General features: G+C 38.2%; 25 protein-coding genes and 4 tRNA genes. 7 read left to right on the forward strand and 22 right to left on the reverse strand.

The features are described from left to right. Nucleotides 1–17 precede the first annotated feature (17 nt). The 3 genes from AC1M9H_RS05595 to AC1M9H_RS05605 all read left to right on the forward strand — a co-directional run bounded on the left by AC1M9H_RS05595 (nt 18) and on the right by AC1M9H_RS05605 (nt 3,365). Nucleotides 18–497 (forward strand): tRNA (cytidine(34)-2'-O)-methyltransferase, encoded by a 480-nt coding sequence (locus tag AC1M9H_RS05595; protein ID WP_035267879.1) that lies wholly within the window; start codon nt 18–20, stop codon nt 495–497. A gap of 450 nt (nt 498–947) precedes the next feature. Next, complete coding sequence (locus tag AC1M9H_RS05600; protein ID WP_481612995.1) at nt 948–2,282, forward strand: solute carrier family 23 protein; 1,335 nt, start codon at nt 948–950, stop codon at nt 2,280–2,282. A 108-nt stretch (nt 2,283–2,390) separates the two neighbouring features. Next, nucleotides 2,391–3,365 carry an isopenicillin N synthase family dioxygenase gene (locus tag AC1M9H_RS05605; protein ID WP_481591773.1) on the forward strand — a complete coding sequence of 325 codons (975 nt, stop codon included), beginning with the start codon at nt 2,391–2,393 and terminating at the stop codon, nt 3,363–3,365. A 61-nt stretch (nt 3,366–3,426) separates the two neighbouring features. On the opposite strand, the gene AC1M9H_RS05610 is transcribed toward AC1M9H_RS05605, so the two are convergent. Further along, nucleotides 3,427–4,506 carry a hypothetical protein gene (locus AC1M9H_RS05610; protein WP_481612942.1) on the reverse strand — a complete coding sequence of 360 codons (1,080 nt, stop codon included), beginning with the start codon at nt 4,504–4,506 and terminating at the stop codon, nt 3,427–3,429. Between the two features lie 167 nt (nt 4,507–4,673). Between AC1M9H_RS05610 and AC1M9H_RS05615 the strand changes: the two genes are divergently transcribed. Continuing rightward, complete coding sequence (locus AC1M9H_RS05615) at nt 4,674–5,126, forward strand: hypothetical protein (RefSeq protein WP_481612943.1); 453 nt, start codon at nt 4,674–4,676, stop codon at nt 5,124–5,126. A gap of 36 nt (nt 5,127–5,162) precedes the next feature. Here AC1M9H_RS05615 and AC1M9H_RS05620 read toward each other — a convergent pair whose 3' ends face one another. From AC1M9H_RS05620 to rpoD, 7 genes are all read right to left on the reverse strand, one after another. Further along, the gene (locus AC1M9H_RS05620) at nt 5,163–6,680 is read right to left on the reverse strand and encodes an outer membrane protein transport protein (protein ID WP_092766849.1); all 1,518 of its coding nucleotides are present in this window, start codon (nt 6,678–6,680) and stop codon (nt 5,163–5,165) included. Nucleotides 6,681–6,985: 305 nt separating this feature from the next. Next, nucleotides 6,986–8,380 (reverse strand): APC family permease, encoded by a 1,395-nt coding sequence (locus AC1M9H_RS05625; RefSeq protein WP_035267885.1) that lies wholly within the window; start codon nt 8,378–8,380, stop codon nt 6,986–6,988. Between the two features lie 267 nt (nt 8,381–8,647). Next, nucleotides 8,648–9,832: an iron-containing alcohol dehydrogenase gene (locus AC1M9H_RS05630; RefSeq protein WP_035267887.1), complete on the reverse strand. Its 1,185-nt coding sequence runs from the start codon at nt 9,830–9,832 to the stop codon at nt 8,648–8,650. Between the two features lie 2 nt (nt 9,833–9,834). Then, the gene (locus AC1M9H_RS05635) at nt 9,835–10,368 is read right to left on the reverse strand and encodes a hypothetical protein (RefSeq protein ID WP_481612944.1); all 534 of its coding nucleotides are present in this window, start codon (nt 10,366–10,368) and stop codon (nt 9,835–9,837) included. Between the two features lie 76 nt (nt 10,369–10,444). Further along, complete coding sequence (gene lipB / locus AC1M9H_RS05640) at nt 10,445–11,101, reverse strand: lipoyl(octanoyl) transferase LipB (protein WP_035267889.1); 657 nt, start codon at nt 11,099–11,101, stop codon at nt 10,445–10,447. A 129-nt stretch (nt 11,102–11,230) separates the two neighbouring features. Then, complete coding sequence (locus AC1M9H_RS05645; RefSeq protein ID WP_035270687.1) at nt 11,231–11,518, reverse strand: YbeD family protein; 288 nt, start codon at nt 11,516–11,518, stop codon at nt 11,231–11,233. Between the two features lie 127 nt (nt 11,519–11,645). Further along, entirely contained in the window at nt 11,646–13,583 is a 1,938-nt protein-coding gene (gene rpoD, locus AC1M9H_RS05650; RefSeq protein WP_481612945.1) for an RNA polymerase sigma factor RpoD, read from the reverse strand. 297 nt (nt 13,584–13,880) lie between these two features. Here rpoD and AC1M9H_RS05655 point away from each other — a divergent pair, with 297 nt between their 5' ends. Next, nucleotides 13,881–14,087, forward strand: a complete 207-nt coding sequence (locus AC1M9H_RS05655) for a PA3496 family putative envelope integrity protein (protein ID WP_092766845.1) — start codon at nt 13,881–13,883, stop codon at nt 14,085–14,087. A gap of 66 nt (nt 14,088–14,153) precedes the next feature. Further along, a complete protein-coding gene (locus AC1M9H_RS05660; protein WP_179997742.1) occupies nt 14,154–14,678 on the forward strand; it encodes a YecA/YgfB family protein in 525 nt (174 codons plus the stop codon). Nucleotides 14,679–14,704: 26 nt separating this feature from the next. Here the strand turns inward: AC1M9H_RS05660 and AC1M9H_RS05665 are convergent, their stop codons facing one another. The 3 genes from AC1M9H_RS05665 to trhO all read right to left on the reverse strand — a co-directional run bounded on the left by AC1M9H_RS05665 (nt 14,705) and on the right by trhO (nt 16,850). Further along, nucleotides 14,705–15,313: a DedA family protein gene (locus AC1M9H_RS05665; protein WP_035270685.1), complete on the reverse strand. Its 609-nt coding sequence runs from the start codon at nt 15,311–15,313 to the stop codon at nt 14,705–14,707. A gap of 67 nt (nt 15,314–15,380) precedes the next feature. Beyond that, nucleotides 15,381–15,722: a hypothetical protein gene (locus tag AC1M9H_RS05670; protein WP_481612946.1), complete on the reverse strand. Its 342-nt coding sequence runs from the start codon at nt 15,720–15,722 to the stop codon at nt 15,381–15,383. A 195-nt stretch (nt 15,723–15,917) separates the two neighbouring features. Next, entirely contained in the window at nt 15,918–16,850 is a 933-nt protein-coding gene (trhO, locus tag AC1M9H_RS05675; protein WP_035270894.1) for an oxygen-dependent tRNA uridine(34) hydroxylase TrhO, read from the reverse strand. A 91-nt stretch (nt 16,851–16,941) separates the two neighbouring features. Between trhO and AC1M9H_RS05680 the strand changes: the two genes are divergently transcribed. Beyond that, complete coding sequence (locus AC1M9H_RS05680; RefSeq protein ID WP_171076814.1) at nt 16,942–17,448, forward strand: DUF1289 domain-containing protein; 507 nt, start codon at nt 16,942–16,944, stop codon at nt 17,446–17,448. A gap of 58 nt (nt 17,449–17,506) precedes the next feature. Here the strand turns inward: AC1M9H_RS05680 and panD are convergent, their stop codons facing one another. From panD to AC1M9H_RS05735, 11 genes are all read right to left on the reverse strand, one after another. After that, the gene (gene panD, locus AC1M9H_RS05685) at nt 17,507–17,887 is read right to left on the reverse strand and encodes an aspartate 1-decarboxylase (protein WP_035269276.1); all 381 of its coding nucleotides are present in this window, start codon (nt 17,885–17,887) and stop codon (nt 17,507–17,509) included. Nucleotides 17,888–18,034: 147 nt separating this feature from the next. Then, nucleotides 18,035–18,613, reverse strand: a complete 579-nt coding sequence (gene pth, locus AC1M9H_RS05690) for an aminoacyl-tRNA hydrolase (protein ID WP_035269278.1) — start codon at nt 18,611–18,613, stop codon at nt 18,035–18,037. Nucleotides 18,614–18,632: 19 nt separating this feature from the next. Next, nucleotides 18,633–18,929, reverse strand: a complete 297-nt coding sequence (gene rplY / locus AC1M9H_RS05695) for a 50S ribosomal protein L25 (protein ID WP_035269282.1) — start codon at nt 18,927–18,929, stop codon at nt 18,633–18,635. Between the two features lie 98 nt (nt 18,930–19,027). Beyond that, nucleotides 19,028–19,981 carry a ribose-phosphate pyrophosphokinase gene (locus AC1M9H_RS05700; protein ID WP_035269283.1) on the reverse strand — a complete coding sequence of 318 codons (954 nt, stop codon included), beginning with the start codon at nt 19,979–19,981 and terminating at the stop codon, nt 19,028–19,030. Between the two features lie 36 nt (nt 19,982–20,017). Next, a tRNA-Gln gene (locus tag AC1M9H_RS05705) sits at nt 20,018–20,092 on the reverse strand. Between the two features lie 91 nt (nt 20,093–20,183). After that, nucleotides 20,184–20,258, reverse strand: a tRNA-Gln gene (locus AC1M9H_RS05710). Between the two features lie 19 nt (nt 20,259–20,277). Then, a tRNA-Gln gene (locus tag AC1M9H_RS05715) sits at nt 20,278–20,352 on the reverse strand. A 31-nt stretch (nt 20,353–20,383) separates the two neighbouring features. Continuing rightward, a tRNA-Gln gene (locus AC1M9H_RS05720) sits at nt 20,384–20,458 on the reverse strand. Between the two features lie 5 nt (nt 20,459–20,463). Continuing rightward, entirely contained in the window at nt 20,464–21,294 is an 831-nt protein-coding gene (gene ispE, locus AC1M9H_RS05725) for a 4-(cytidine 5'-diphospho)-2-C-methyl-D-erythritol kinase (RefSeq protein ID WP_481612947.1), read from the reverse strand. A 12-nt stretch (nt 21,295–21,306) separates the two neighbouring features. Further along, complete coding sequence (gene lolB / locus AC1M9H_RS05730) at nt 21,307–21,891, reverse strand: lipoprotein insertase outer membrane protein LolB (protein ID WP_481607574.1); 585 nt, start codon at nt 21,889–21,891, stop codon at nt 21,307–21,309. A 6-nt stretch (nt 21,892–21,897) separates the two neighbouring features. Next, nucleotides 21,898–23,610, reverse strand: a complete 1,713-nt coding sequence (locus tag AC1M9H_RS05735) for a tetratricopeptide repeat protein (protein WP_481607575.1) — start codon at nt 23,608–23,610, stop codon at nt 21,898–21,900. Nucleotides 23,611–23,677: the final 67 nt, after the last annotated feature.

Below are 23,677 nucleotides of genomic sequence, written 5' to 3' on the forward strand. Positions count from 1 at the left end.
AAAGTTGAGAAATTATTGTGATTCATGTTGTTTTATACGAACCAGAAATTCCTGCAAATACAGGAAACATTATCCGTTTATGTGCAAATACAGGAGCACAATTACATTTGGTCAAACCGCTAGGTTTTGAGCTGGATGATAAGAAGTTAAAGCGTGCTGGATTAGATTACCATGAATGGGCTCGCATGCAGATATGGGATAATATTGAAGCATGTCTGGAAAATCTAGCGAGTCAAGGTGTGGATCAAGATTCGATTTATCCTTTAACGACCAAAGGTACCGAAACACCACATACCTCGAATCTGAATAGGCCAGTTGCTTTACTCATGGGGCCTGAAACGCGCGGACTACCTGAACATGTTCGTATGATGTTCCCAAAGCAACATTGGATTCGTTTGCCCATGGCGCCAAATTCTAGAAGCTTAAATTTATCTAATGCTACGGCAGTGATTGTTTATGAAGCATGGCGACAACAAGGATTTAAAGATTTAACTTAAGTCAGTAAGGTCATCGAAAGGTGACCTTTTTTAATGCATAAAAGTTTAGTAAAACTTGGCTAATATGATGAAATATTCATTAAGAATAAAATTAAAATAATGATTTTAAATACGATTTTATTTTATATTTCGGGAATCCAATTTTTTTGAGTAAAAGTCTAAAAAATATACAAAACGGTCAAATTTTTTCATTTGTTAATGAAATTAATATTTATATAAAACAGAGTATTAGGTTTTATTTTTGTTGATCTTAAACTAGCTGCCAACCAAACGAAATATTAGAAATTCGACCAATTGGTATATTTGTTGCTTAGTTAAAGTGAATATATGGTTCCGATAAATTTGATAGACGAACTGTGATTTGTACTTAAACGAAATGAATTTATCATTGTACAGCCAATGTCTAAAGATGTTCGACATTGGCTCACATTACCAATGGGGTGGTATGTGATGAAAGAGAATTGGTTTTCCAAATTTACTCCTTTTCAAGGAGATATTGAAAAAACTCCCGTTGCCATGAACGAGTACTTGCCTACAGGACAAAGTATTGTACTTGGACTTCAACATACATTTGCCATGTTTGGTGCAACAGTGTTGGCACCGCTGCTCATGGGGTTTGATCCTAGTCTAACGATCCTGTTATCTGGTATAGGCACGATATTATTTTTCCTTATCACAGGTGGGAGAGTGCCAAGCTATCTTGGGGGTAGTTTTGCTTTTATTGGTGCTGTGATTGCTGTAACAGGCTATACCGGTTCAGGGTTAAATCCAAATATTGGGATTGCCTTAGGTGCAATAGTGGTATGTGGTATTTTCTATGCCTTGATGGGTTTACTTGTAATGAAAACGGGTTCTCAATGGATGGAGAATCTTTTACCACCAGTTGTTGCTGGTGCAATCATTATGATTGTTGGATTAAATTTAGCACCTGGGGCGATTAAAGCTGTATCAGGTAATGAGTTTGATACATGGATGGCTTTATTGACCGCAATGTGTATTGGTGGTGTCGCAGTATTTACAAGAGGAATGTTGAGACGATTATTGCTATTGGTGGGTTTGATAGTTTCGTATCTTGTATATTTTGTTTTAGCTAACATGATGGGAATGGGCAAACCAATCGATTTTAGCTCGGTTTCAAATGCGGCATGGTTTGGTTTACCAACTTTATATCAACCTGAATTTCAAATGAATGCAATTCTGCTGATTCTACCTATCGCATTTATTCTTATTGCTGAAAATCTTGCGCATTTCAAAGTTGTAAGTGAAATGACAGGCAAAAATATTACACCCTATATGGGTAGAGCATTTTTGGCAGATGGGGTATGTACCTCTATGTCTGGTGCAGTTGGAGGAACAGGATTAACTACATATGCAGAGAATATTGGGGTCATGGCGGCAACGCGTATTTACTCTACAGTGGTTTTTGTAATTGCGGGTATTGTCGCCATTATTCTGGGATTATCACCAAAATTTGGAGCACTCATTAGCACATTACCTGTCGCAATTTTGACAGGGACTTCAATGATTGTTTTCGGCTTAATTGTAATCGCTGGTGCGAAAATCTGGATCGAAAATAAAGTCGATTTTACTCAAAACGGCAACATTATTGTGGCATCAGTGACTGTGATTATGGGTGCAGGGAACTATTCGATTATGGTTGGTGGACTTGATCTCGGCGGCATTACAACGGCGACATTTGCGGGAATTATTCTAAATCTGATTTTTAATCGAGCTAAGCAAAAGCAGAATCAAATAGTAGCAGACGTTGTACCAGAAAAAACTTAAGTTTGAGACTTAGCTTTTAAGACAAATTTTAGTCAATCCTAAATTGTCGAAAGTTTCAGCAAGATAATGAAAACGTAAAAGATGTATACCTGATACAAGGGGATAAAAATGGGAATACCAGTAATTGATTTAGCAGGCGTAGATATAAACAAACCAGAAAGTGAGGCGACTAAACGTGCAGTTGCTGAACTGAGAAAAGCTGCGATGCATTCAGGTTTTTTCTATGTGAAGAATCATACAGTTCCTTTAGAAATGATGACGCGACAGTTTGCATTAGCAAAAGAATTATTGGCGCTTCCAGAAGACGTTAAGCAAAAATATGATGTACGTAATTTTTTTGGATTCCGTGGATTTGATAAACTAAATGGTCAGCAATTAGACCCTTACGGCAAGCCAGATTATAAAGAAGGGTTTTATTGTGGTCGTAATTATCCTCAAGATCATCCTTTTGCAATCGCTAAATATCAAAACTATGGTCCAAATCAGTGGCCTGAAGAATTACCTCAATGTGAATTGATTTGTCAGGAGTACATCGATGAAATGTATAAACTGGCAAATTTTCTGATGCAACTTTTGGCATTAACGTTAAATCTGCCATCGAACTATTTTGATGCTTCTAGTAAAGATCCTATGGGAACATTACGTATGTTGCGTTATCCACCTACACCTAGAGATGATGATGAAACATATGGCGTTGGCGCGCATACAGATTGGGGGTCAGTCACCATTTTGGCACAAGATCAAATAGGCGGATTAGAAGTGTGCATGCCTGACGGAGAGTGGGTTGCAGCACCACCAATTAAAGGAACATTTGTAGTTAATCTAGGTGATATGATTCCAAAATGGACCAATGGTCTATATCACTCCAATCCACATCGAGTAAAAAATAGTTTTTCAAATGGTGCTTATCGTTACTCAATTCCATTTTTTTATGAACCAGACTATCACGCTGTGATTGAGCCAGTTCCAGGAACATTGAAAGAAGGTGAATTACCTTTATATGCACCATGTACAGTAGGGGAGCATTTAGAAGAAATGTATAATCGTTCATATAAAAAAGCGGAAGAGAATGCAGTAGCTTAAATCTCGCGATACAAAAAAAGCATTATCTATATAATGCTTTTTTTTAAATTATTCTAATGATTTATGAGCGATATTGATTGATAAAGTCCTCAGAACTTAGCCCTTTTTTAGCATAATGAATTGATGCTCTTTCCGCATATATTTGTCTAATATAGCGCGCTATGTCGCAGCTATCTGCAAACATATTATATTTCCAACCCAAACCATAGGACCATAAATTAATATTATCCACGGTCATGATTTCAATATTTGTATCCTCATGATCCAAATAATGGTCAATCATCTTGCGAATGACCTCTTGGGTGCAGCTTAATTTATATGCATGCCATTCATCATGGGGACACGCATTTTTTGGTGGCTGCCTAAATGGGTATTGAATGCCTCTTCCAGGGCGATTAAGTCCGTGACCTTCCCATGGGCTGTATTCTTGGGACCATGTATTTAATGGCCCGTTTGGAACCGCAGGACGTATTTGCCCCCAATGTACCAAATTTTGATTTAACCAATCATCTGCAAAACTATCGCAGTTGAAAGGATCAAGCTTTCTAATCGCTTCTTGGTCATGTTGAAAAGAGATATAAGATTCGATTGGATTTTCGATTTTGAAAATACAGTGGCTATAGTCCATCGCCATTTTAAATGGAATACCTTGATGATTGACTAAAGCTGCAACTTTCTCTACCCGGCGATAATCTTCAGACCAATTATCTACGTGATTTTCAAAGGTAATGGTTATACCCTTACTTTGAGCATACTCATAAAAATATAAATAGGCATCAGCAACTTGTTGATCATTAAGATAGTTGAATTTACTGTCTTTTGCTGCAAGCATAATGTTGTGGTACTTGGCGCCTACGGCACATGTAAGCTCGATATTTTCTTTGAATATTTTTTCATGTTCTCCCCAAATATAGCATCCGTAACCTGAATAAACTGGAATATTGTATTTTTGACTCCCTTTAATGTAATCATCAATCATTTCACGATGAGTCGGAATGTGATCGATAAAATCCCACACGCTCGATTCTGCAAGTAGATCGAATTTTTCCATTATTGATGGTTCTTCAAGAGATACTGGATGTTCAAATGATGAGGCTTGTATGCCTAGTCCAGCACAGCCTAATGGAAACATTTTTTTCATAAATTCAATACCAAAAATATATAATTAAATCAGTGAATTGATAATGCAAAAAAAATGCCTTAATCCCTTAATATTTCAATCTATTACATTATTAAAATGGCTTTTTTAAAATATCAGTTGTTTAATACGAACATAAATTTATCGAAATAAATTAGATACGGGGATGTATGATTAAAAACATTAAAAAATACAGCTATGGAATTATAGTAATCATCTGTACAGGAATGACGACCTCTAAAGTGATGGCACAAAATGAAAATAAAGAACAAGCGGATTTAAATAATATTAATCCATTGACTCAACAGGAAATCGATCAAGCATTAGCTCAGATGAAAGCAAAAATGTTCAAAAATTTGGAAAATTGGAGTGCAGCGTTAAAACGAAATGATTTCGAGCGGACAGGAAAAAATTTGGTGTTAAAAAGTAAGAAACAGCTTGAATTATGTCATATATATCAAGCTTCTGTAGATGAAACATATTCTTTAGCGCAAAAAAATCGCCATCGTATGTCTATAGATGAACAGAAAATTGTGGATGATCGAAATAGGTTTATTGAGTATTTAGGATTCAAAGATAATCAAATTGATACTAAATTAGGTTTTAGTTGTCGATTAATTTAAAAAAAGCACGGATGAAAAATCCGTGCTTTTTAAACTCTAGAAACGGTAACCAATTTTAAAGCTATAGCCAATAGCTGTATTGTCTTTAAAATCTGCATCATAGCGATCGGTTCCGAACCAACTAGCAGATTGAGCTTTTGCATCACCTAACCAAAAATATCGTGCACCCGCTTGAATGAATGTATTTTTATTAAAGCTGTACTGACCACCTAATCCTGCACTCCAAAAACCTTCAGATGGACCTAAGGTAGAAACATATTCACCTGCACCAGAGTCCCATCCTCCGATAATGGTCAATGCGAGTTTTTCATTTAATTTTCTTGCGATACCGAATGTTGCAGATATTTGATCTTTTTCATAAGCGATTAAGTCGAAACCACGAGGTCCTTTACCTTGTCCCTCCGTAATAGAAGAAGTTAAAACTCCAAATTTGTATGGACGGATTTTGAACTCAGACCAATCTACCCAACGTAAATTGATATAAGCTAATGTATCAGCCATGATACCTGATTGGAAATCTAGGTTAACTGATTGTGGAGTTGATGCTGAGGTTTTACCTTCTGTATATTGGTAGTCGGTACCAAGTGCCCCAATTTTATCTACAATATGCCACCCAGGATGTACAATAGGTAATGTATCTGTAATCACTTCAGGCATACTTTCTTCAGCTTGAACTGAATAAGAAATTTTTGATCTGTAGGTTAATGAAGCTCTTAATGCAATTTCAGGAATTTGAAATGCAGCACCCGCTAGCCAACCAAAAGCACCTTCTTCAGGCATACTTGCTTTATAGCCTTGATAATCTTTTCTTGTATCACGACCAAGAAGATCTCTTGAACCTGTACCTTTTTCCTTAAAAGTACTACACAGTGCTACACCACTAGTCTGTGAATTACATAAATAACCTCCCAACAGACTGTAAGCAGTTCCTTGTAAACTAAGATCACCTTTTACTGTTTGATAAACTGGGCCTGCATAAAAATTAAGGTGTTCATTAGGTTGGAAGCCTACGACTAGAGATAAACTATTTGTCGAAACTTCAGCCTCTGTACTGCCATACTCACTGTGAAATGCACCATATTTTGTCGCAGATTCAAGGTCACCTAATGGCAATCGTCCTGAGCTGTTGACTCTGGAATGTTTTTTATCAGAATTTGAATAAGAGGCTTTTGCTCCGAAAGGTTGGTCATAAATTAAACCTAATGAAATATTGTCAGTCACTTGAAATTTTAAATTAATATTTGCAAATCCGAACGTGTCTGCAATATCACTTAAATTTGAGCCCGCAATTTCCCCACCTGCGTTAATATCATCTGCTGTAGGCATATTCCAACCATTCGGGTCTCTTAATCCTGCAGATGCAGGGCCCGAAGGTTCAGTTCTCATTGTTCCTGAAAGATCAGCATCCAAAATTGAGTAACTAAAATCTACATAGTTTCCTGGCTGCAAAAAGCCATTCATCGATTGGCCTGAACGATCCATAGCTGCAGCATAAGCGCCCGCGGTTGGAAACATTGCGACCAAAATCGCCCCAGTAAGTGTATTCAAACGCATTATTACATTCCCTGTGTAATGAATATTATTAGAGCTTTTACTCAAATATTTTGCTCTTTATACACATCGTGTAATTTTTGGTCAATGAGTATCCTGACAAATATGTAATTTTTTGCCAATCATTTTTTATTTAATTTCATGTATTTGCGTTTAAATGTGTTATTTGTCTCATTATTTTGAAATAAAGCTGCATATTATGATGTAGAGTTTATTTTTAAATAAGAAATTTTGATTGATGTTTGATCATTTTGGTCAATTTCCATGATAAAAAAAGGCGCCTAAGCGCCTTTCTAAAAAATCAATTTTTAACGATCATTAAACTCATCATGTTGTGGAGCAGGGTATTTAAAGCCTTTGGTTTTATAACCTAAATACAAAATACCACCAATCGCCCAAATCAAACCATATTTAAGCGATGCTTGATCGACCTCTAACCACAATGCAAATACTGCAATAAAGCCGAGTAATGGTACGATAACGAAATTAATAATTTCTTTCGCTGTTTTAGTACGACCATCGCGTAACGCATAGCGTGAGATAACAGATAAGTTCACAAAGCTAAATGCTGTTAACGCACCGAAGCTAATTAATGAAATGACAAAGTCTAAATCCATAAAACCAGCGGTTAATGCGACTGCACCTACAATCATGATGTTATATGATGGAGTGAAGTTTTTAGGGCTGATGTGACCAAAAATTTTCTTATTGATGACACCATCGCGTCCCATAACATACATAAGGCGTGATACACCTGCATGTGCAGAAATACCTGATGCCATAACAGTAATGATGGCAAATGCAAGCACATAAGACTGGAACAAAGATCCACCAACCAACAACAAAATTTCAGGTTGAGTTTCTGCAATATTCTGGAAGTATGATCCCGGATTATTAGGGAAATAGATCTGCATGAAGTAAGTGCTGACGATAAAGATAATCCCTGCAATTAAAGCAGTTAAGAAAATTGCTTTTGGTAGCGTTTTCTCAGTATCTTTAGTTTCTTCAGCGAGAGAACTGAGTGAGTCAAATCCTGTAAATGAGAAGCAGAGTAATGTTGCACCTGTGATCAAGGCACCCACTGAAGTTAACTCATTCCAAAATGGTTCTAAACTCCAAAGTTGGTAGCGTTGTTCAGCAGAGATTGGACCATCCGCGTTATATCCCATTTGGAGCTTGGTATAGACCATCCATGTAAATACAGCGATCACAATTAATTGTACGAATACAATTAAGCTGTTGAAATTTGCAACAAATCGCGCACCACGAAGGTTAATACCTGTCATAAATGCTGTTAACACAATGACCCAGACCCAATGATTGACATCAGGGAATAAAGCCTCAAGATAAATCACCGCAAGGATGATGTTGACCATGGGGGAGAGCAGGTAATCTAACCATGATGACCAGCCAACCATAAAACCAACGTTAGGGTGGATAGATTTTTGAGCATAGGTATACGCTGAACCTGAAGATGGATATCTACGGATCATATGACCATAACTCAATGAAGTCAGTAGGATTGCAACAAGTGCAAAAATATATGATGTAGGAACGTGGAAATTACTTTCTTCTGATACCAAACCGAAAGTATCAAACAACGTCATTGGCTGAATATAAGCTAAACCGATAATAATGATGTGCCAGAGTCCTAGCGTTTTTTGCAGTTTAGCTGCCGATTGAGTCCCAGTTATATTAGTCAACGGCTTTATCCTCTTAATCGTTGATCAAGGATCAGTCAAATCAATTAAGGATCGTTTGAGACGAACGATCCCCCCTAATGTTTTTTCAAAAGTGCGCCAATCTAAACCAAATTGATGCAGTTTGTCAGTAGTTTGTGCGAGTTTTTTTAGCAGGATTTATGCCAAAGGTATTGAACTCATGAGTTAAAACAACTAACAAATGAAAAGCCTGATGTCTAAAAAAACATCAGGCTAGTTTTAAGCGTATCTTTACTTATTTTGAGAAAATTACCAAGCTTTTTCTAAGATAGATTTCAAATCTTTTAATGTCGCTTCTTTAGGGTTGAAAATGATAGATCCGTCATTTAACGCTTTTTCGGCAACTTCATCTAATTGAGATTGCGTAACTTTGCCTGTCTCACGTAATGTACGTGGCAGTTTAGTTAAATCATAAATGCGATCACGCATTGTGTTGATAATCGCAATAGCTTTATCTGCACGTTGATTTGCTGGTGTCTGTGCATAGATATCAGTACCTGCAAGCGGTAGTAACAGGTCAGCAATCTTATCGCCATTCACATCCTTATTGTAATCGAGCACATAAGGGAGGAATAAGTTCATGCACAAACCATGTGGTAAGTGAGCAACTGCACCTAGAGCGTGTCCAAGGGAGTGAACAATACCGACCATTGCATTTGAGAATGCAATTCCAGCCATGGTTGATGCTTGAGCAAGTTCTAAACGGGCATCAGCATCTTTTGGATTTTCCAAAACTCTAAACAAGTTTTCACTAATTTTTTTAATTGCAGCAGTTGCGTAAGCATCACTGATAGGATTCGCTGCTAAACACGTATAGGCCTCAACTGCATGTGTCATTGCATCCATTCCTGTCATTGCTGTCAGGTGTGGAGGTAATGTTAAAGTCATACGTGGATCTAAAATTGCAGCACTAGGCATTAAATATTTTGAAGCAAATGCCATTTTTTGATTATTCGCTGTATCTGAAACCACAGCAACCATCGTGACTTCAGAGCCTGTACCTGATGTTGTTGGGATAACAAAAAAAGGCTTTAATGGGCGAGGTAGGTTGTGAGCTCCTGAATATTTCAGCAGATCATCGCCTCCTTCGGAGACGAGAATATTGGCAGCTTTTGCTGTGTCGATGACTGAACCACCCCCAATTGCAATGATGGCATCGCATTGATTGTTACGATACATCTCAGTCACGGCTTTTACTGTTTCTAAACTTGAGTCCGGTGGAACTTCATCAAAAATTGAGCCAATTTTTACTTCTGTCGCTGCAAAAGCAGCTTCCACTGGTTCAAGTAGACCATTGGCACGTACGCCTTTGTCTGTGATGATGAGTGGTTTTTTTGAACCCATTGAATCTAGCTCAAATGGAATGTGTTCAAGCGCAGCATTACCAGCAATCACTTTAACTGGACAGAAAAATTCATAATATGGTTTAGCCATGCTTAAGCACTCCCTTTAATATATGACTGAGCTACTTTGAGATAAATATTTGCTGCACCTGTCAATTTTTCTTTTAATGACAGATTGACCGGATATTCTTTGACTGCAAGTTCAGCGACTAATTTTGGAAGAATAAGGGCTTCCATTTTATTCAGACAACGCACTAAACGTATTGCATGACCTAAATCGCCATCAGCAATCATACGGTCATTTGCAAATGCTTGTGCAGTACTTTCTTGGAAAGAAAATACCAAAAAAGCATGATGCATATGTTTAAAGGTAATCGTTAAATCTGGTTTTTTTGATGCATGGTCGATTAAGACAAGTTGATGTTGTGGATTCACTTGTGCAATAAATGCTGCATCACTGTTGAAAACGTCCATTGAAATCGTGAAGCCGACAGGAAATTTAACAATTTCCTGTTTTATTTCTTCATCGACTTGACTTGCCATCGCTAAGCCTCTGCCAATCACGTCAAGCATGAGTTTGACATAAGCTTGTTCTAGCGCGGGCTTTACAGAGTTAATAGAAATCACTCACTTGTCCCTTATCACATAGTTTTATAATTAGAGTAAATACTCTAAAATTATCTAATGACAAAGTAAAGGAGTTTTAATGATCATTCACGATAATTTGACTGAACAGGTCACTTTTTTTTAGATAGGCAATGAGGTCTTGAACTAACATATCAAAACTTGGGTAGGGATTTATCAAATCAGAGATTCTGACCATTTCAAGACCTGCATAACCACATGGATTAATAGTTTGGAAGCCTTCCAGGTCACAATCTATATTAAGTGAGAGTCCATGATAACTGCGACCTTTTCGGATTTTAAAGCCCAGAGATCCAATTTTTCTACCATCAACATAAACACCAGGTGCATCTGGTTTAGCATAAGCTTCGATACCGTATTTTTTTAATAAATCGATCATGACATTTTCTGCATAGCTGACTAAAGTACGGACATTCCAGCCTAATCGATTTAAATCAAACATAAAATATGCAACTAATTGTCCTGGACCATGCCAAGTGACTTGTCCACCACGATCAGTTTGAACAACTGGGATATGGCTAGGCACTAATATATGTTCTGGTTTGCCAGCTTGTCCTTGGGTAAGCACAGAATTGTGCTGCAAAATCCAAAATTCATCTGCTGTTTGTTCGTCACGCTGTTCTGTCATCAGCTTCATTTCTTGGAAGCGATCTTCATAAGAAGTGGTTTGGGTATAGTGACGAATAATCAATTGAGGTTTGGTTTTGACATCCACGGAGGTTAAGGCTCACATTCAAAAATGAGTTTTATTATAGACAATATTGTTGAATTAAGTGTGACGTAGGCACATACTTGATGAATAATTAACAAACATAAAAAAACACGCATGAAGCGTGTTTTTTTATTAAAGTGCAGTTTTAATTAAAGGGCAAGCAGCCAAGTCTGCATATACTTGATGTACTTGCTCAAGCTCTTCAAAACGAAGTTGCGCAGTAATTGAATGATACTTGCCTGTACGCGATGGTGTCACTGTCATTGCATTCCCATCAAAATCAGGGAAATGTTTAACAAAAATGTCATTCACGGCTTTGCGTAAATCCTCACCTGCAAGACCAATCAATTTAATTGGATAATCCATCGGAAACACCCAAAGATGTTCTTGTAGTTCGCGTGATGGAGTGCGATCGATCATGTCAGTCATAGGACACCTCATTAGTAAAAATACCTGCTAGGCGCAGGTATTTAGAATTATTTGCTACATGCTTTATATTATGGGGGAGTGTCCCCCATATTCAAGCCTGTATTATCCTATGGATAGATTAGTCATTCTCAAGGAACGAGCGTAAATGTTCAGAACGCGATGGATGACGTAATTTACGTAACGCTTTTGCTTCGATCTGTCGAATACGTTCGCGTGTTACATCAAACTGTTTACCAACTTCTTCCAACGTGTGGTCCGTCGGCATATCAATACCAAAACGCATCTTCAAGACTTTAGCTTCACGTTCAGTGAGGTTTTCAAGTACCTCACGTGTTGCTTCTTTCAAGCCTTCTGAAGTTGCAGCATCAACTGGTGAAGTGATGTTACCATCTTCAATGAAGTCACCAAGATGTGAGTCTTCATCATCACCGATCGGTGTCTCCATCGAAATTGGTTCTTTAGCGATCTTAAGCACTTTACGAACTTTGACTTCATCCATTTCAAGGCGTTCACCTAACTCTTCAGGCGTAGGTTCACGTCCCATTTCTTGAAGCAATTGACGAGATACGCGGTTGATCTTGTTAATGGTTTCAATCATATGTACAGGGATACGAATCGTACGTGCTTGGTCAGCAATTGAACGTGTAATCGCCTGACGAATCCACCAAGTTGCATAAGTCGAGAACTTATAACCACGACGGTATTCAAACTTATCTACGGCTTTCATCAAGCCAATGTTACCTTCCTGAATCAGATCGAGGAACTGTAAACCACGGTTGGTATATTTTTTCGCGATGGAGATGACCAAACGTAAGTTCGCCTCAACCATTTCTTTTTTAGCACGACGTGCTTTTGCTTCACCAATCGCCATACGTTTAGAAATATCTTTAATTTCACGTACAGTAAGGTCGAGATCTTTTTCGATATCAGCGATTTTTTGTTGGAAAGCAAGAACGTCAGGGCGTACTTTCTCTAAGTATGGTTTTTGGTCAGCAGTGGCTTTAGCAATTTGCTCATCTAACCAAGCTGGGTTTGATTCTTGACCAGGGAACGTTGTACGGAATTGAGTACGATCCATACGACCACGACGAACTGCGTAGCGCATTACTTCACGTTCTGCTGTACGAATTTGTTCATGCGTGCCACGAATCATTTCAGAAATGATGTCAAACAAACGTGGTGTGAACTTAAACATCATAAAGACGGTTGCGAGCGACTCAAGAGCTGCTTTACCTTCTTTACTGTTACGACCATGTTTTGCGATCGCATCTTTAGTCGCATTCCACGCAGCTTCTAACTCTGCAAAACGCACTTTTGCGATTTCAGGGTCTGGACCTGAATCACCCTCAGAATCATCATCACTTTCAGACTCTTCATCATCATCGTCATCAAGTTTTACATCTTTAGTTGGTTTAGTCTCTGTTTCTTCTTCAAGATCAGCATCAACTTCTTCTAAAACTTCTGGAATTTCTTCATCAGACTCTGGATCTAAATAGCCTGAAAGGATATCGGCTAAACGACGCTCGCCAGTTTCGTAATCTTTATATTCTTGTAATACAACTTCAACCGCATTTGGCCAATAAGCAATTGAGTTTAAAACGTCACGAATACCTTCTTCGATACGTTTTGCAATCTGAATTTCGCCTTCACGAGTCAACAGTTCAACTGTTCCCATTTCTCGCATATACATACGAACAGGGTCAGTTGTACGACCAGGCTCATTTTCTACAGATGCTAAAACTGCAGCTGCTTCTTCTTCAGCAACTTCGTCAGTCGTTTCTGCGCTACTACCATCAAACATTGCATCGTCAGATTCTGGCGCACGTTCGTGTACAGGAATACCAACGTCTTGAAGCATCTGAATGATATCTTCAATCTGTTCGCTTTCAGTGATCGAGTCTGGGAGATGATCGTTAACCTCAGCGTAGGTTAAGTAACCTTGTTCTTTGCCTCGGCTAATCAGAGCCGCTACTTGTGAAGTAGGGGAATGCATATCGCTCATCTTTGCTCTCTTCTCGTTGAATCTGTGGCGGGGAAAAACCGTGCATTCTAGCACAATTAACTTATCTTTAGTATCGTATTAACTCAGTATAATTGGTTTTGAAAACCAATGAATTAAGTTGTTTAAGTCAATATTGGGTCAAAATTGTTCATTTCAAGCACATCATGCTTTTTATTTTAAACCAGCAATAAGGATTTGATCCTTGATTAAATAATGACATATTTTTTTGTCCAAAAAAAACTAAAATTTGTATAAATATCAGCGAAAAATAAAATAAAACTTGACAAGTATTCTGAACAAAGATAAATAGCGCCTAGCCCCATTCATTTTTTCACACATGAGGTAGTTTTAGTGTCTTCTACAGATTTTGAACTAGATGATAACTACGGTGATGATGATGTTAGTTTTGATGAAACTACGAGCAAAATTAGCGCCAAAGAATCATTAGAAAAGCGTCGCTTGATTGATGACTTACTTGCACAGCGTCGTTTAGATCGTGAATTGAAAGATCTTGAATATGATTTTGACGATGATGATTTCGACGATGATGAAGACTAAATTAGATTGGGTATCCTGATCTAAAATGTTATTCTACGGAATTAAGATACAACCTTTGGAAATACAATGAGTGCATTAGATTTAGACTTGTTAAGTGACTACTTAGATGGCGACCAAAATGAGCATGGTCTAGATTTTGCTGCAACTCATGGTTTTTTGTGTGCGACAGCTGTAGGTCCTCAATTTGATCGTTGGTTGGATGAGTTATTTGACAATAATCAAAAGAAAGTGCCTGCAGAGATCGTAGCTCAAATTAAACTTTGGTTAGAAGATTTACGTCAAAAACTTGCCAATGAAGAAGGTATTGAATTTCCTTTTGAAATTGAAGAAGCAGATGTAGAGTCAAGCCTTGGGGATTGGAGTGTAGGCTTTGTCGATGCAATGTTCTTAAATGAAGATGCATGGTTCACACCTGAGTTTGAAGAGCAATTGGTTGATCTCACTCTGCCAATCATGGTGTTTAGTGGAGTTGACGAAGAAGATCCTCAAATGGAGTCTTTCCGCCGTAACGGTCAATTAATGGATGAGCTTGCAGAAGAAATTCCAGATAACTTGAATGAATTGTATTTGATGTATCACACGCCGAACTAATTAAAAAGCACCGTAAGGTGCTTTTTTTATTTTGAGTGCTTTCTTTTTTGTCTGCGGTACACAATCCAAATGATTATGCTGATCACAATAGCAATAATTAGATAGCTGACTTGGCTAAATATTTTGTGCATCATTTCAGTATTATTTCCAAAATAATAACCCACATATGCTAAAAAGGTGGTCCATATAATCGTGCCTAAACCACTATAAAACATAAACTTTGCAAAAGGCATTTTGCTCATGCCTGCAGGTATGCTAATCAGAGATCGTACTGCTGGAACCATACGTCCAAAAAAAACGATTCGATGTCCATATCTTTCAAACCATTCTAATGATTTATCAACATCAGCTACTTTAATAAATAAATACTTTCCATATTTATCAACGAATGCATAGAGCTTTTGATCAGAGATCTTACGTCCTAACCAATACAGCGTAGCGGCAGCTAAGAGCGAACCTATACTTCCTGAAATAATGACACCGATCAAAAGTAATTGACCCTGAGAAGCGGTATAGCCAGCTGAAGGCATAATAATCTCTGAGGGTATAGGTGGAAACACATTATCGAGAAACATCAATAGAGCAATGCCGAAATAGCCCAATTGCTCCATCACTGAAATGATCCAATCTTTCATAAGTGATTTGTATTTTAAAGTTAAACCTATGCTAGATGTTTTTAGGAAAAAATACAGTGAAATTAAGTTAATGCATTAATTCAGGATGTTGAATTTGTATAAGTGTATGAACATAGACTTCTCGTAGGATATAGCTAACGAGAAGGGGAGCTATGCTGATGATGAAGATAAGACTCATTGAATCTCTCATCTGAAAACCGATTGCTAAAGCAATAATTGCGCCGATACAAGCACCTAATGTTACGATAAAATAATGGGATTGGTTACGTATATGCAATTTAACATCAGAATTATGTGAGTCGATATATATAAATTTTAAATGTGTCGGTACAGCCGATACACGATCTAAATGATTATGGTGAGCAAAATTTCGTTGAACAGGAAGATATTTGAATGGCACTCGATTCATGACTTTCATCCTTGAGCTAAATTTATTTCCTTCGTATTAAATTTATCTGAATGACTTCATGTGTTTTGTGTTGTTATAAAATAACTTTGTAATGGTGATATATCAGAATTGAAATTTTGTTTGTTCAATGTAAAAAGCGTCATCTACACTGTAATGTAGACAACGCTTTTGTAAGTTAAATAAAATATTTTTTATTTATAGGCGTTTACGTTTTGCAGCAATAATCTGAGACTGGCGCATACGGAATCCCTCTTTCTGCTTTTCTGTTGTTTTATCGATACAATAAACACATGATACGCCATGTTCGTAACTTGGTAATGCTACTTCTTCAGGGGTTAATGGCCAACCACAAGCATGGCACTTCACATTTTGACCTTCTTCCACTCCGTGTGTAACCGCAGTACGACCATCAAAAACAAAGCATTCACCTTCCCATAAACTTTCTTCAGGAGGGGTTTCTTCTAAATATTTAAGAATACCACCTTTGAGGTGATATACCTCTTTAAAGCCTTCTTGAAGAAGTAGTGAAGTTGATTTTTCACAACGAATCCCGCCTGTACAAAACATGGCAATCTTTTTATCTTTATGTTGTTCAAGATTGTTTTTTACATATTCAGGGAATTCGCGGAACGTTTCAGTTTTTGGATCAATTGCCCCTTTGAATGTGCCTGCTTTGTACTCGTAATCATTTCTTGTATCGACTAAGATCACGTCATCACGTGCAATGAGTTCGTTCCATTCTTTAGGGTCTAGATAGTGACCAACCAAGTCGCGTGGTTTCACTGGAACACCTAAAGTCACGATTTCTTTTTTATGTTTGATTTTCATTTTACGGAATGGTTTTTCGTCACTGTGTGACTCTTTATATTCCATGTCATTAAATCCTTCATTTAAAAGGAATTGATGAATGACATCAATTGCATGGCGGTCACCTGCAACTGTTCCGTTAATCCCTTCATGGGCAACAATAAGAGTACCGCATAGGTTGATGGTTTTTACCAACTCAAGTAATTTTTGTTGAAGTGCTAGAGAATCTTCAACTTCTTTAAATTGATAAAGTGCCGCAACAACCCAACCAGTGGTCGCTTGCTGTTCTACAGGTGCAAGCTGTTCTACAGTAGCGTTCATGGAGTACTCCAAATGTATTAATATAGGGATAAAATCAGGCGCGTATTCTAACGCGATTTTTGAAAATATGCGAGAAAGCCATAGAAAATTTATGGTTTTATATGAGGAAAATATTTTGAATACAGCGCGTCGAATCCCTTCATTAACACCATGTGCGGGACGTTGTTCAACAGTGTTTGGTGATGCGGTATGTCGTGGTTGTCGACGTTTTAATCATGAAGTGATTCAATGGAATACTTATAATGAAGAACAACGACTGAGTATTTGGAAGCGTTTAGATCAACAACTGGATCAAATTTTGGTTCCAATGCTTCCTCATGCTCAACTTTCTGAGGTGGAAAAATTCATTGAATCAAAAAGAATCCGAGTATTGGAGAATGCTTCAAAAGGCCGAAAATTATATCATGCGCTTAAAATTTGCGAAAAAAACAAGCATTTAGCAGAGCAGAGTGGTTTAGGTATTTCAGCTCCACATGTTAAACCGATCTGGACTGAGTTTGAACGTCGGGTTCTTGCTTTGGCGAATGCCAGTTATGAATTAGCTTGGTTAAGAGCAGATGGGATTAGCCAGAGCTTGCAGTTGGTGGATGAAGAGTAATTCTATGATAATTTGTTATAAAAAAACTCGCTCAAGTAAGCGAGTTTTTAGTCAATCATTAAGCAACTTGGACAGGAATACAGTTTGCTGTGTGATTCACAGTGTTATCTGGATTTGCATAAACCAAACGTGGTTTATGTGCATCAGCTTCTGCAACAGTAAAATCACCGAAAGTCGCGATAATAATAATGTCACCTAAATCTGCTTGGTGAGCAGCACCACCATTTACAGAAATAATGCCTGAGTTTTCTTCACCACGGATTGCGTAAGTTGTAAAACGCTTGCCATTAGTTACATTCCAAATATGAATTTCTTCATATTCACGAATACCAGCTAAATCTAGTAATACACCATCAATTGCACATGAACCTTCATAATGAAGTTCAGCTTGTGTTACAACTGCACGGTGGATTTTAGCTTTTAATAAACGAGATAGCATGGGAAGCGTCTCCTGAGTTGTTCTAAGATTGTTTTATTATCTAGAAACAACAGTTTTTTAATTTGGGTGAAGCATTTGAAAGCGCATTTTGCCCTCAAATTTTCATCGTGGCAAGAAAAATTGTTGAACAAAAATTAAATTTATCAACTACGGCTTGTAGGCATTTATTTGATTCATTGCCTGCTGAATTTCACCATTCACTAATAATTTTGTACGACTTAGTGCGTGATGAATTGCATCGTCAATGAGCGTTTGTTCACTTGAGGGTGCTTTACCTAGAACATGACCTGATACACGGTCTTTTGATCCAGGGTGTCCAATTCCAATACGTAAACGATGGAAGTTAGGGCCAGTATGAGGAACAATGTCACGTAAACCGTTATGACCACCATGACCACCACCCGTTTTGAGGCGAATGATACCTGGATCCATATCAAGTTCATCGTGAGCAATAAGCATTGCTTCTGGGGAGATTTGGTAGAATTTTGCGAAGGGTACAACACTTTGACCAGAACGGTTCATAAAGGTTGAAGGTAATAAAAGTCGAACATCTTGTCCTTCTACATTACCGCGACCACTTAATCCATTAAACTTAGGGTCATTTTTAAGTGTTATGCCATATTGTTCTGCAAGACGTTCTACATACCAGAAGCCTGCATTATGGCGGGTTTGAGCATACTCTTTACCAGGGTTGCCCAAACCAACAATCAGTGAAATATGAGACACTAATTTACACCATCAACACTTATGCGCGTTTGAAGTCAGCGTGCATTGGAGTGTTTTTAGCTGGGTGACGTTGTAAAGCTTGGATTTTAACGCTTTCAACTTTACCATCAACATCAATTTCAATTACTTCTTCAAAGAAAGCGTTGTCTTCTAAGTATTTAACAAGCTGACGAAGCTCAAGTGTAATTGCTACAGGTGCAGCATCACCACCATAGATGATAGCAGGAACTTTAGATTGAAGACGAAGGCGGCGGCTCGCACCTTTCCCTTGTACTGCTTCTTCACGTGCTACTGCATTTAATACGAAGTTTGCCATGAGAGACATCCTATTTAAGTTAAGTGAACTAGATCTGCGACCGATCTAGTGATAGAAAGCCCTACCAAAAGGCAGGGCTTTAAAATTTTAGCGCTCTATTATAGATAAGAATCAAACATTGCGCTAATAGATTCTTCGTTGTTAATACGACGAATTGTTTCAGCAACCATACTCGCAACTGAAACTTGGCGAATCTTACCAAGAGCTAAAGCCTCTTCTGAAAGCGGAATTGTATCTGTCACAACAAGTTCGTCGATAACAGAGTTTTTCAAATTCTCGATCGCTTTACCAGATAAAACAGGGTGAGTAGCATATGCTACGACACGACGCGCACCAAAAGTCTTCAATGCATCAGCGGCTTTACATAAAGTACCAGCTGTATCAACCATGTCATCAACGATCACACAGTCGCGATCTTTAACATCACCAATCAAATGCATCACTTGTGATTCATTTGCTTTTTGACGACGTTTGTCGATGATAGCTAAATCGATATCGCCCATTTGTTTCGCAACAGCACGAGCACGAACAACACCACCAACGTCTGGCGAAACAACCATAAGGTTGTCATGAGACTGTTGACGTAAGTCAGCTAAAAGCGCTGGCGTACCGTAAATGTTGTCTACAGGGATGTCGAAGAAACCTTGAATTTGGTCAGCATGAAGATCGATCATCACAACACGGTCAATACCTACAGTTGTTAGCATATCTGCTACTACTTTTGCAGTAATTGGAACACGTGAAGAACGAGGACGACGGTCTTGGCGAGCATAACCGAAATAAGGAATCACAGCAGTGATACGACCAGCACTTGCACGACGCAATGCATCTGCCATTACTAAGATTTCCATAAGGTTATCATTAGTTGGAGCACAAGTAGGCTGAACGATGAATACGTCTTTACCACGGACATTCTCAGTGATTTCGACAGCGATTTCACCATCAGAGAATTGACCTACAGATGCAGCACCTAGAGGGATATGCAAGTGGCTAACGACTTTTTGGGCGAATTGTGGATGCGCAGTTCCACTAAAAACGACAAGATTGGGCATGAAGCACCCTTGGCGGTTGAAATGTATAGAATGAGATGGCAGGGGCGGCTGGATTCGAACCAACGGATGGCGAGATCAAAACCCGCTGCCTTACCACTTGGCGACGCCCCTAATGCGGCAGAACTTTAATGGTTTTATATGGGTTTGTCAAGATTGTTTGACTCAACTCATGATACCAATGTTCTGTCTTTTTGAACTAAATTGGCAGGGGCGGCTGGATTCGAACCAACGGATGGCGAGATCAAAACCCGCTGCCTTACCACTTGGCGACGCCCCTAAATCGATGTTGTGTTTAATGGCAGGGGCGGCTGGATTCGAACCAACGGATGGCGAGATCAAAACCCGCTGCCTTACCACTTGGCGACGCCCCTAAAACACGATACATCTTACAGGTGAAAATGATGGCAGGGGCGGCTGGATTCGAACCAACGGATGGCGAGATCAAAACCCGCTGCCTTACCACTTGGCGACGCCCCTATCATTTAAACGATGATTTGATTCAATGGTGATTGTTCTAAACTATTCACTAAGTAAGCTTTACAAGGTGAATGAGCAAGAATGTCATCAATGTTCATTTCAGTCGTTACTTCAGTAAAAACACAAGCACCTGTACCTGTAAGTTTTGCAACACCGAACTGATCTAAATATTGCATTGCTTCATCGACTTCAGCATATAGACTTCTTGCCAGAGGTTCAAAGTTATTTCTGAAATCAGATGGCTTTATCTGATAGGCGCAAAATTTAGAGGTCTTCGTGTCTCTTGTCAACGATTTTTGTGAAAAAAGCAATTGAGTGCTGATAAAACAGTCAGGTTTTAACACAATGTATTGTTTTTGATCTAAGTCTATGAATGTTAAGTGTTCACCAATACCTTCTGCCCATGCATTACGACCATGGATGAAGATGGGAACATCAGCACCCAGTTGTACACCAATTTCTGCTAATTGATTACGATTTAAGCCACATTGCCAAAGTTGATTCATGATTAATAACGCGGTAGCCGCATTTGAAGAGCCACCACCGAGTCCTGCACCCATCGGTATATTTTTTTCGATGTTGACATGAATGCCTAATTTTTCACTTTTGGCATAGGGTTTCAGCATCATCATTGAACGATAAATCAAATTTTGTTCAAGACTTACTTCTGATAGGCCTGAAATGGAGATAGATTGGTTAGAGATTGGAGTAAATTCCATCCAATCACAAAGATCTATCAACTGAAAAATAGTTTGCAACTCATGGTAACCATTTTCACGGCGCCCCGTAATGTGTAAAAACAAATTCAGTTTTGCAGGGGAGGGTACACGAATCATAAATAATCAAACTTAACGATTTTGAATTACCATTGTAATACGATTTTCAGTTCCATCTTCAAGTTGTTGCTTTAAAATCAAACGGTTTGGTTGTGTAGATTGACCGTTGTAAGATAATTGAATATGCCAACCTTGTTCTTTAATTTCACTGATTCGCATCGATTCGTCTTTTTGAATTTCAGCTTCTTCAGTCGCTTGCTTAGCTTGTACCCAATCGACTAAATAAGTAATTGGTGCTTCCCAACCTGTTGCACGAAACAATAACTCTTCAGGTGAGTTGGCTGTAATTTCACCAGTTTTGGCACTGTTCAGTGTCACTTGACCAGGTTGACCTGAGATTTGAGTTTTACCGACTCCAAGAATTCCGCTTAACTCGATATCAAACTGTTCATCTTGCTGTTGCCAAGTAAAAAAAGCACTGCCTGATTGCTTGGGGGTCTTAACGCCAATTTTACCCTGAAGATTAAATTGATTTGATTGTTCAAGGTTTTGCGTTGTTGGCGGTGATGGTTGAGTTTGAATTGCTTGACAGCCAGTTAACCCAAGAAGCGCACTACTTGTGGCAATCAGGAATAATGATTTTAAATTTAAGATCATACAGTATTAACTCTTTTTGATATTTTGTGGCAACAATAAACTATCGAGTTGATCCAATTGAGGATGATTTGGATGATTTTTATGGAGTTGATGTAACACTTGGCTAAATTCTTCCAGTGAACCCAGCATATAAAGCGATTTAGCATATCGAATGCCGATATTTGGACTTTGGCTGAGTTGATATGCTTTCGCAAGTACACGGGTGGAAGTGTCAAAATCGTTTTGAAGAAAGCAGATATAGCCTAAGGTATCTAAGATAGATGCTTGTTCTGGGGCATTGTCTAAAGCTTGTTCGGCATATTGTCTCGCCTCATCTAAACGACGATTTTGCAACGCCAGAGTATATGCATACGCATTCAGATATGTTGGACTATTGGGTTCGATCGTGAGTAATTTTTTAAGCAATTCATCTAATTGATCGCGATCCGTAAATGGATCAAGTAATAAGACTTGAGAATATAAAATTTCAGGGTCATCAGTTAAGTTTTTAGCCGCTTCTTTGAGTAAGCCCAAGGCAGCTTTGTTATTGCCCATTTTTTTGAGTATTTCAGCTTGTGCTTGATATAAGAAACTCGCATATTGGGGGTAATTCACCCGTTCCTGAGTCAGAAAGCGCAGCGCATCACTTAAGCGATTTTGTTTGTCATAGATTGAAATTAGATTTCGTCTAGAAACCATATATAAATTACCATCTACAAGTCGATAATAAGCTTTAGCTGTTTCAAAATGTTGTTTTCGTTCAGCATTTAATGCCAAATAAAAATAAGCATCATTTTGATACTGTCCAGATGCACGTAGTTCGACTAAATACTGTTCAGCAAGCTCATATTCTTTGAGATCAATTGAGGTTAGACCAGCGATAAAAAGAGCTTCTTCCGAATCAGGCCATTTTTTTATGATGCGTTTTAATTTGCTTAACGCCTGTTCATTTTTATTCAGTTTAATTAAGTAGCGGATTTCAGCCAGACTTAGCTCTAAATTATTACGATTTTTACGAGCACTTTTTTCAAACCATTTTAGCGTCTCTTCTTCGTTGCCTAAAGCCATGAGTAAGTTGGCTTTCAGTAAGATAAACCCTGTTGATTTGGGGCGTTTTTTTAATGCTTTATTTAAAGTAATTAAGGCATTTTCGATTTCATTATTTTGTGCTTGTAAACTCGCAATCAAAACGAGAATTGAAGGATTGTTACGCGTTTTACTATTACGCAAAGTGTTTAATAAATATGCTCGATCCTCAGGGGATTCCGGAGAAATTCCTTCAAGAATTTGTTCTAAATCTGATTCAGGATCTAAATTTAAAATATCATCGAGCACATCAGCAGCAAGTTCATATTCGTGTGACTTTAATGCGATATGCGCAAGATAGAATTTTGCAGGTACATCTTTGGGTTCTTGCACGACCCAATGGGTTGCAATATCTAAAGCGGCTTGTAAGTCGTTTTGTTCGAGTGCGACGTTAAGTGCACGTTGTTTTAAAGCTGTTGAACTGGTTTGGATTGCAAGTACGGTATAGTTGTGTAAAGCAGTCGGTGTGTCATGTGCAGCTAAAGCAAATTCTGCAACCATCGCCTGTTGTAAAACTTTATGATTTAAATTGGCATGGTAAAATTCTCCAGATGCTCTAATATGAGCACTGTAAGTCATGCTACTCACTAACAAGAGTGTGGTAGAATACTGTCGAATTGTCATGCCGGTTGTGCGGCTCATTGTTTGACGCAATTTTTTTATCCAAGTACTGCTTTTTATGACACCGTTATTGCACAATAGCATAAATTTAGCCAATTGA

This window comes from Acinetobacter sp. ANC_7512 (assembly GCF_056779935.1).

Bases quoted from the DNA above. Each gene is read 5' to 3' on its own strand.
- AC1M9H_RS05700 (WP_035269283.1), bottom strand. From the start codon at position 19,981: ATGCCCAATCTTGTCGTTTTTAGTGGAACTGCGCATCCACAATTCGCC.
- AC1M9H_RS05665 (WP_035270685.1), bottom strand. From the start codon at position 15,313: ATGAAAGATTGGATCATTTCAGTGATGGAGCAATTGGGCTATTTCGGC.
- AC1M9H_RS05680 (WP_171076814.1), top strand. From the start codon at position 16,942: ATGGTTTTATATGAGGAAAATATTTTGAATACAGCGCGTCGAATCCCT.
- rplY (WP_035269282.1), bottom strand. From the start codon at position 18,929: ATGGCAAACTTCGTATTAAATGCAGTAGCACGTGAAGAAGCAGTACAA.
- AC1M9H_RS05605 (WP_481591773.1), top strand. From the start codon at position 2,391: ATGGGAATACCAGTAATTGATTTAGCAGGCGTAGATATAAACAAACCA.
- AC1M9H_RS05670 (WP_481612946.1), bottom strand. From the start codon at position 15,722: ATGAATCGAGTGCCATTCAAATATCTTCCTGTTCAACGAAATTTTGCT.
- AC1M9H_RS05615 (WP_481612943.1), top strand. From the start codon at position 4,674: ATGATTAAAAACATTAAAAAATACAGCTATGGAATTATAGTAATCATC.
- AC1M9H_RS05630 (WP_035267887.1), bottom strand. From the start codon at position 9,832: ATGGCTAAACCATATTATGAATTTTTCTGTCCAGTTAAAGTGATTGCT.
- panD (WP_035269276.1), bottom strand. From the start codon at position 17,887: ATGCTATCTCGTTTATTAAAAGCTAAAATCCACCGTGCAGTTGTAACA.
- AC1M9H_RS05660 (WP_179997742.1), top strand. From the start codon at position 14,154: ATGAGTGCATTAGATTTAGACTTGTTAAGTGACTACTTAGATGGCGAC.
- trhO (WP_035270894.1), bottom strand. From the start codon at position 16,850: ATGAACGCTACTGTAGAACAGCTTGCACCTGTAGAACAGCAAGCGACC.
- lolB (WP_481607574.1), bottom strand. From the start codon at position 21,891: ATGATCTTAAATTTAAAATCATTATTCCTGATTGCCACAAGTAGTGCG.
- AC1M9H_RS05645 (WP_035270687.1), bottom strand. From the start codon at position 11,518: ATGATCGATCGCACTCCATCACGCGAACTACAAGAACATCTTTGGGTG.
- ispE (WP_481612947.1), bottom strand. From the start codon at position 21,294: ATGATTCGTGTACCCTCCCCTGCAAAACTGAATTTGTTTTTACACATT.
- AC1M9H_RS05610 (WP_481612942.1), bottom strand. From the start codon at position 4,506: ATGAAAAAAATGTTTCCATTAGGCTGTGCTGGACTAGGCATACAAGCC.
- AC1M9H_RS05620 (WP_092766849.1), bottom strand. From the start codon at position 6,680: ATGCGTTTGAATACACTTACTGGGGCGATTTTGGTCGCAATGTTTCCA.
- AC1M9H_RS05600 (WP_481612995.1), top strand. From the start codon at position 948: ATGAAAGAGAATTGGTTTTCCAAATTTACTCCTTTTCAAGGAGATATT.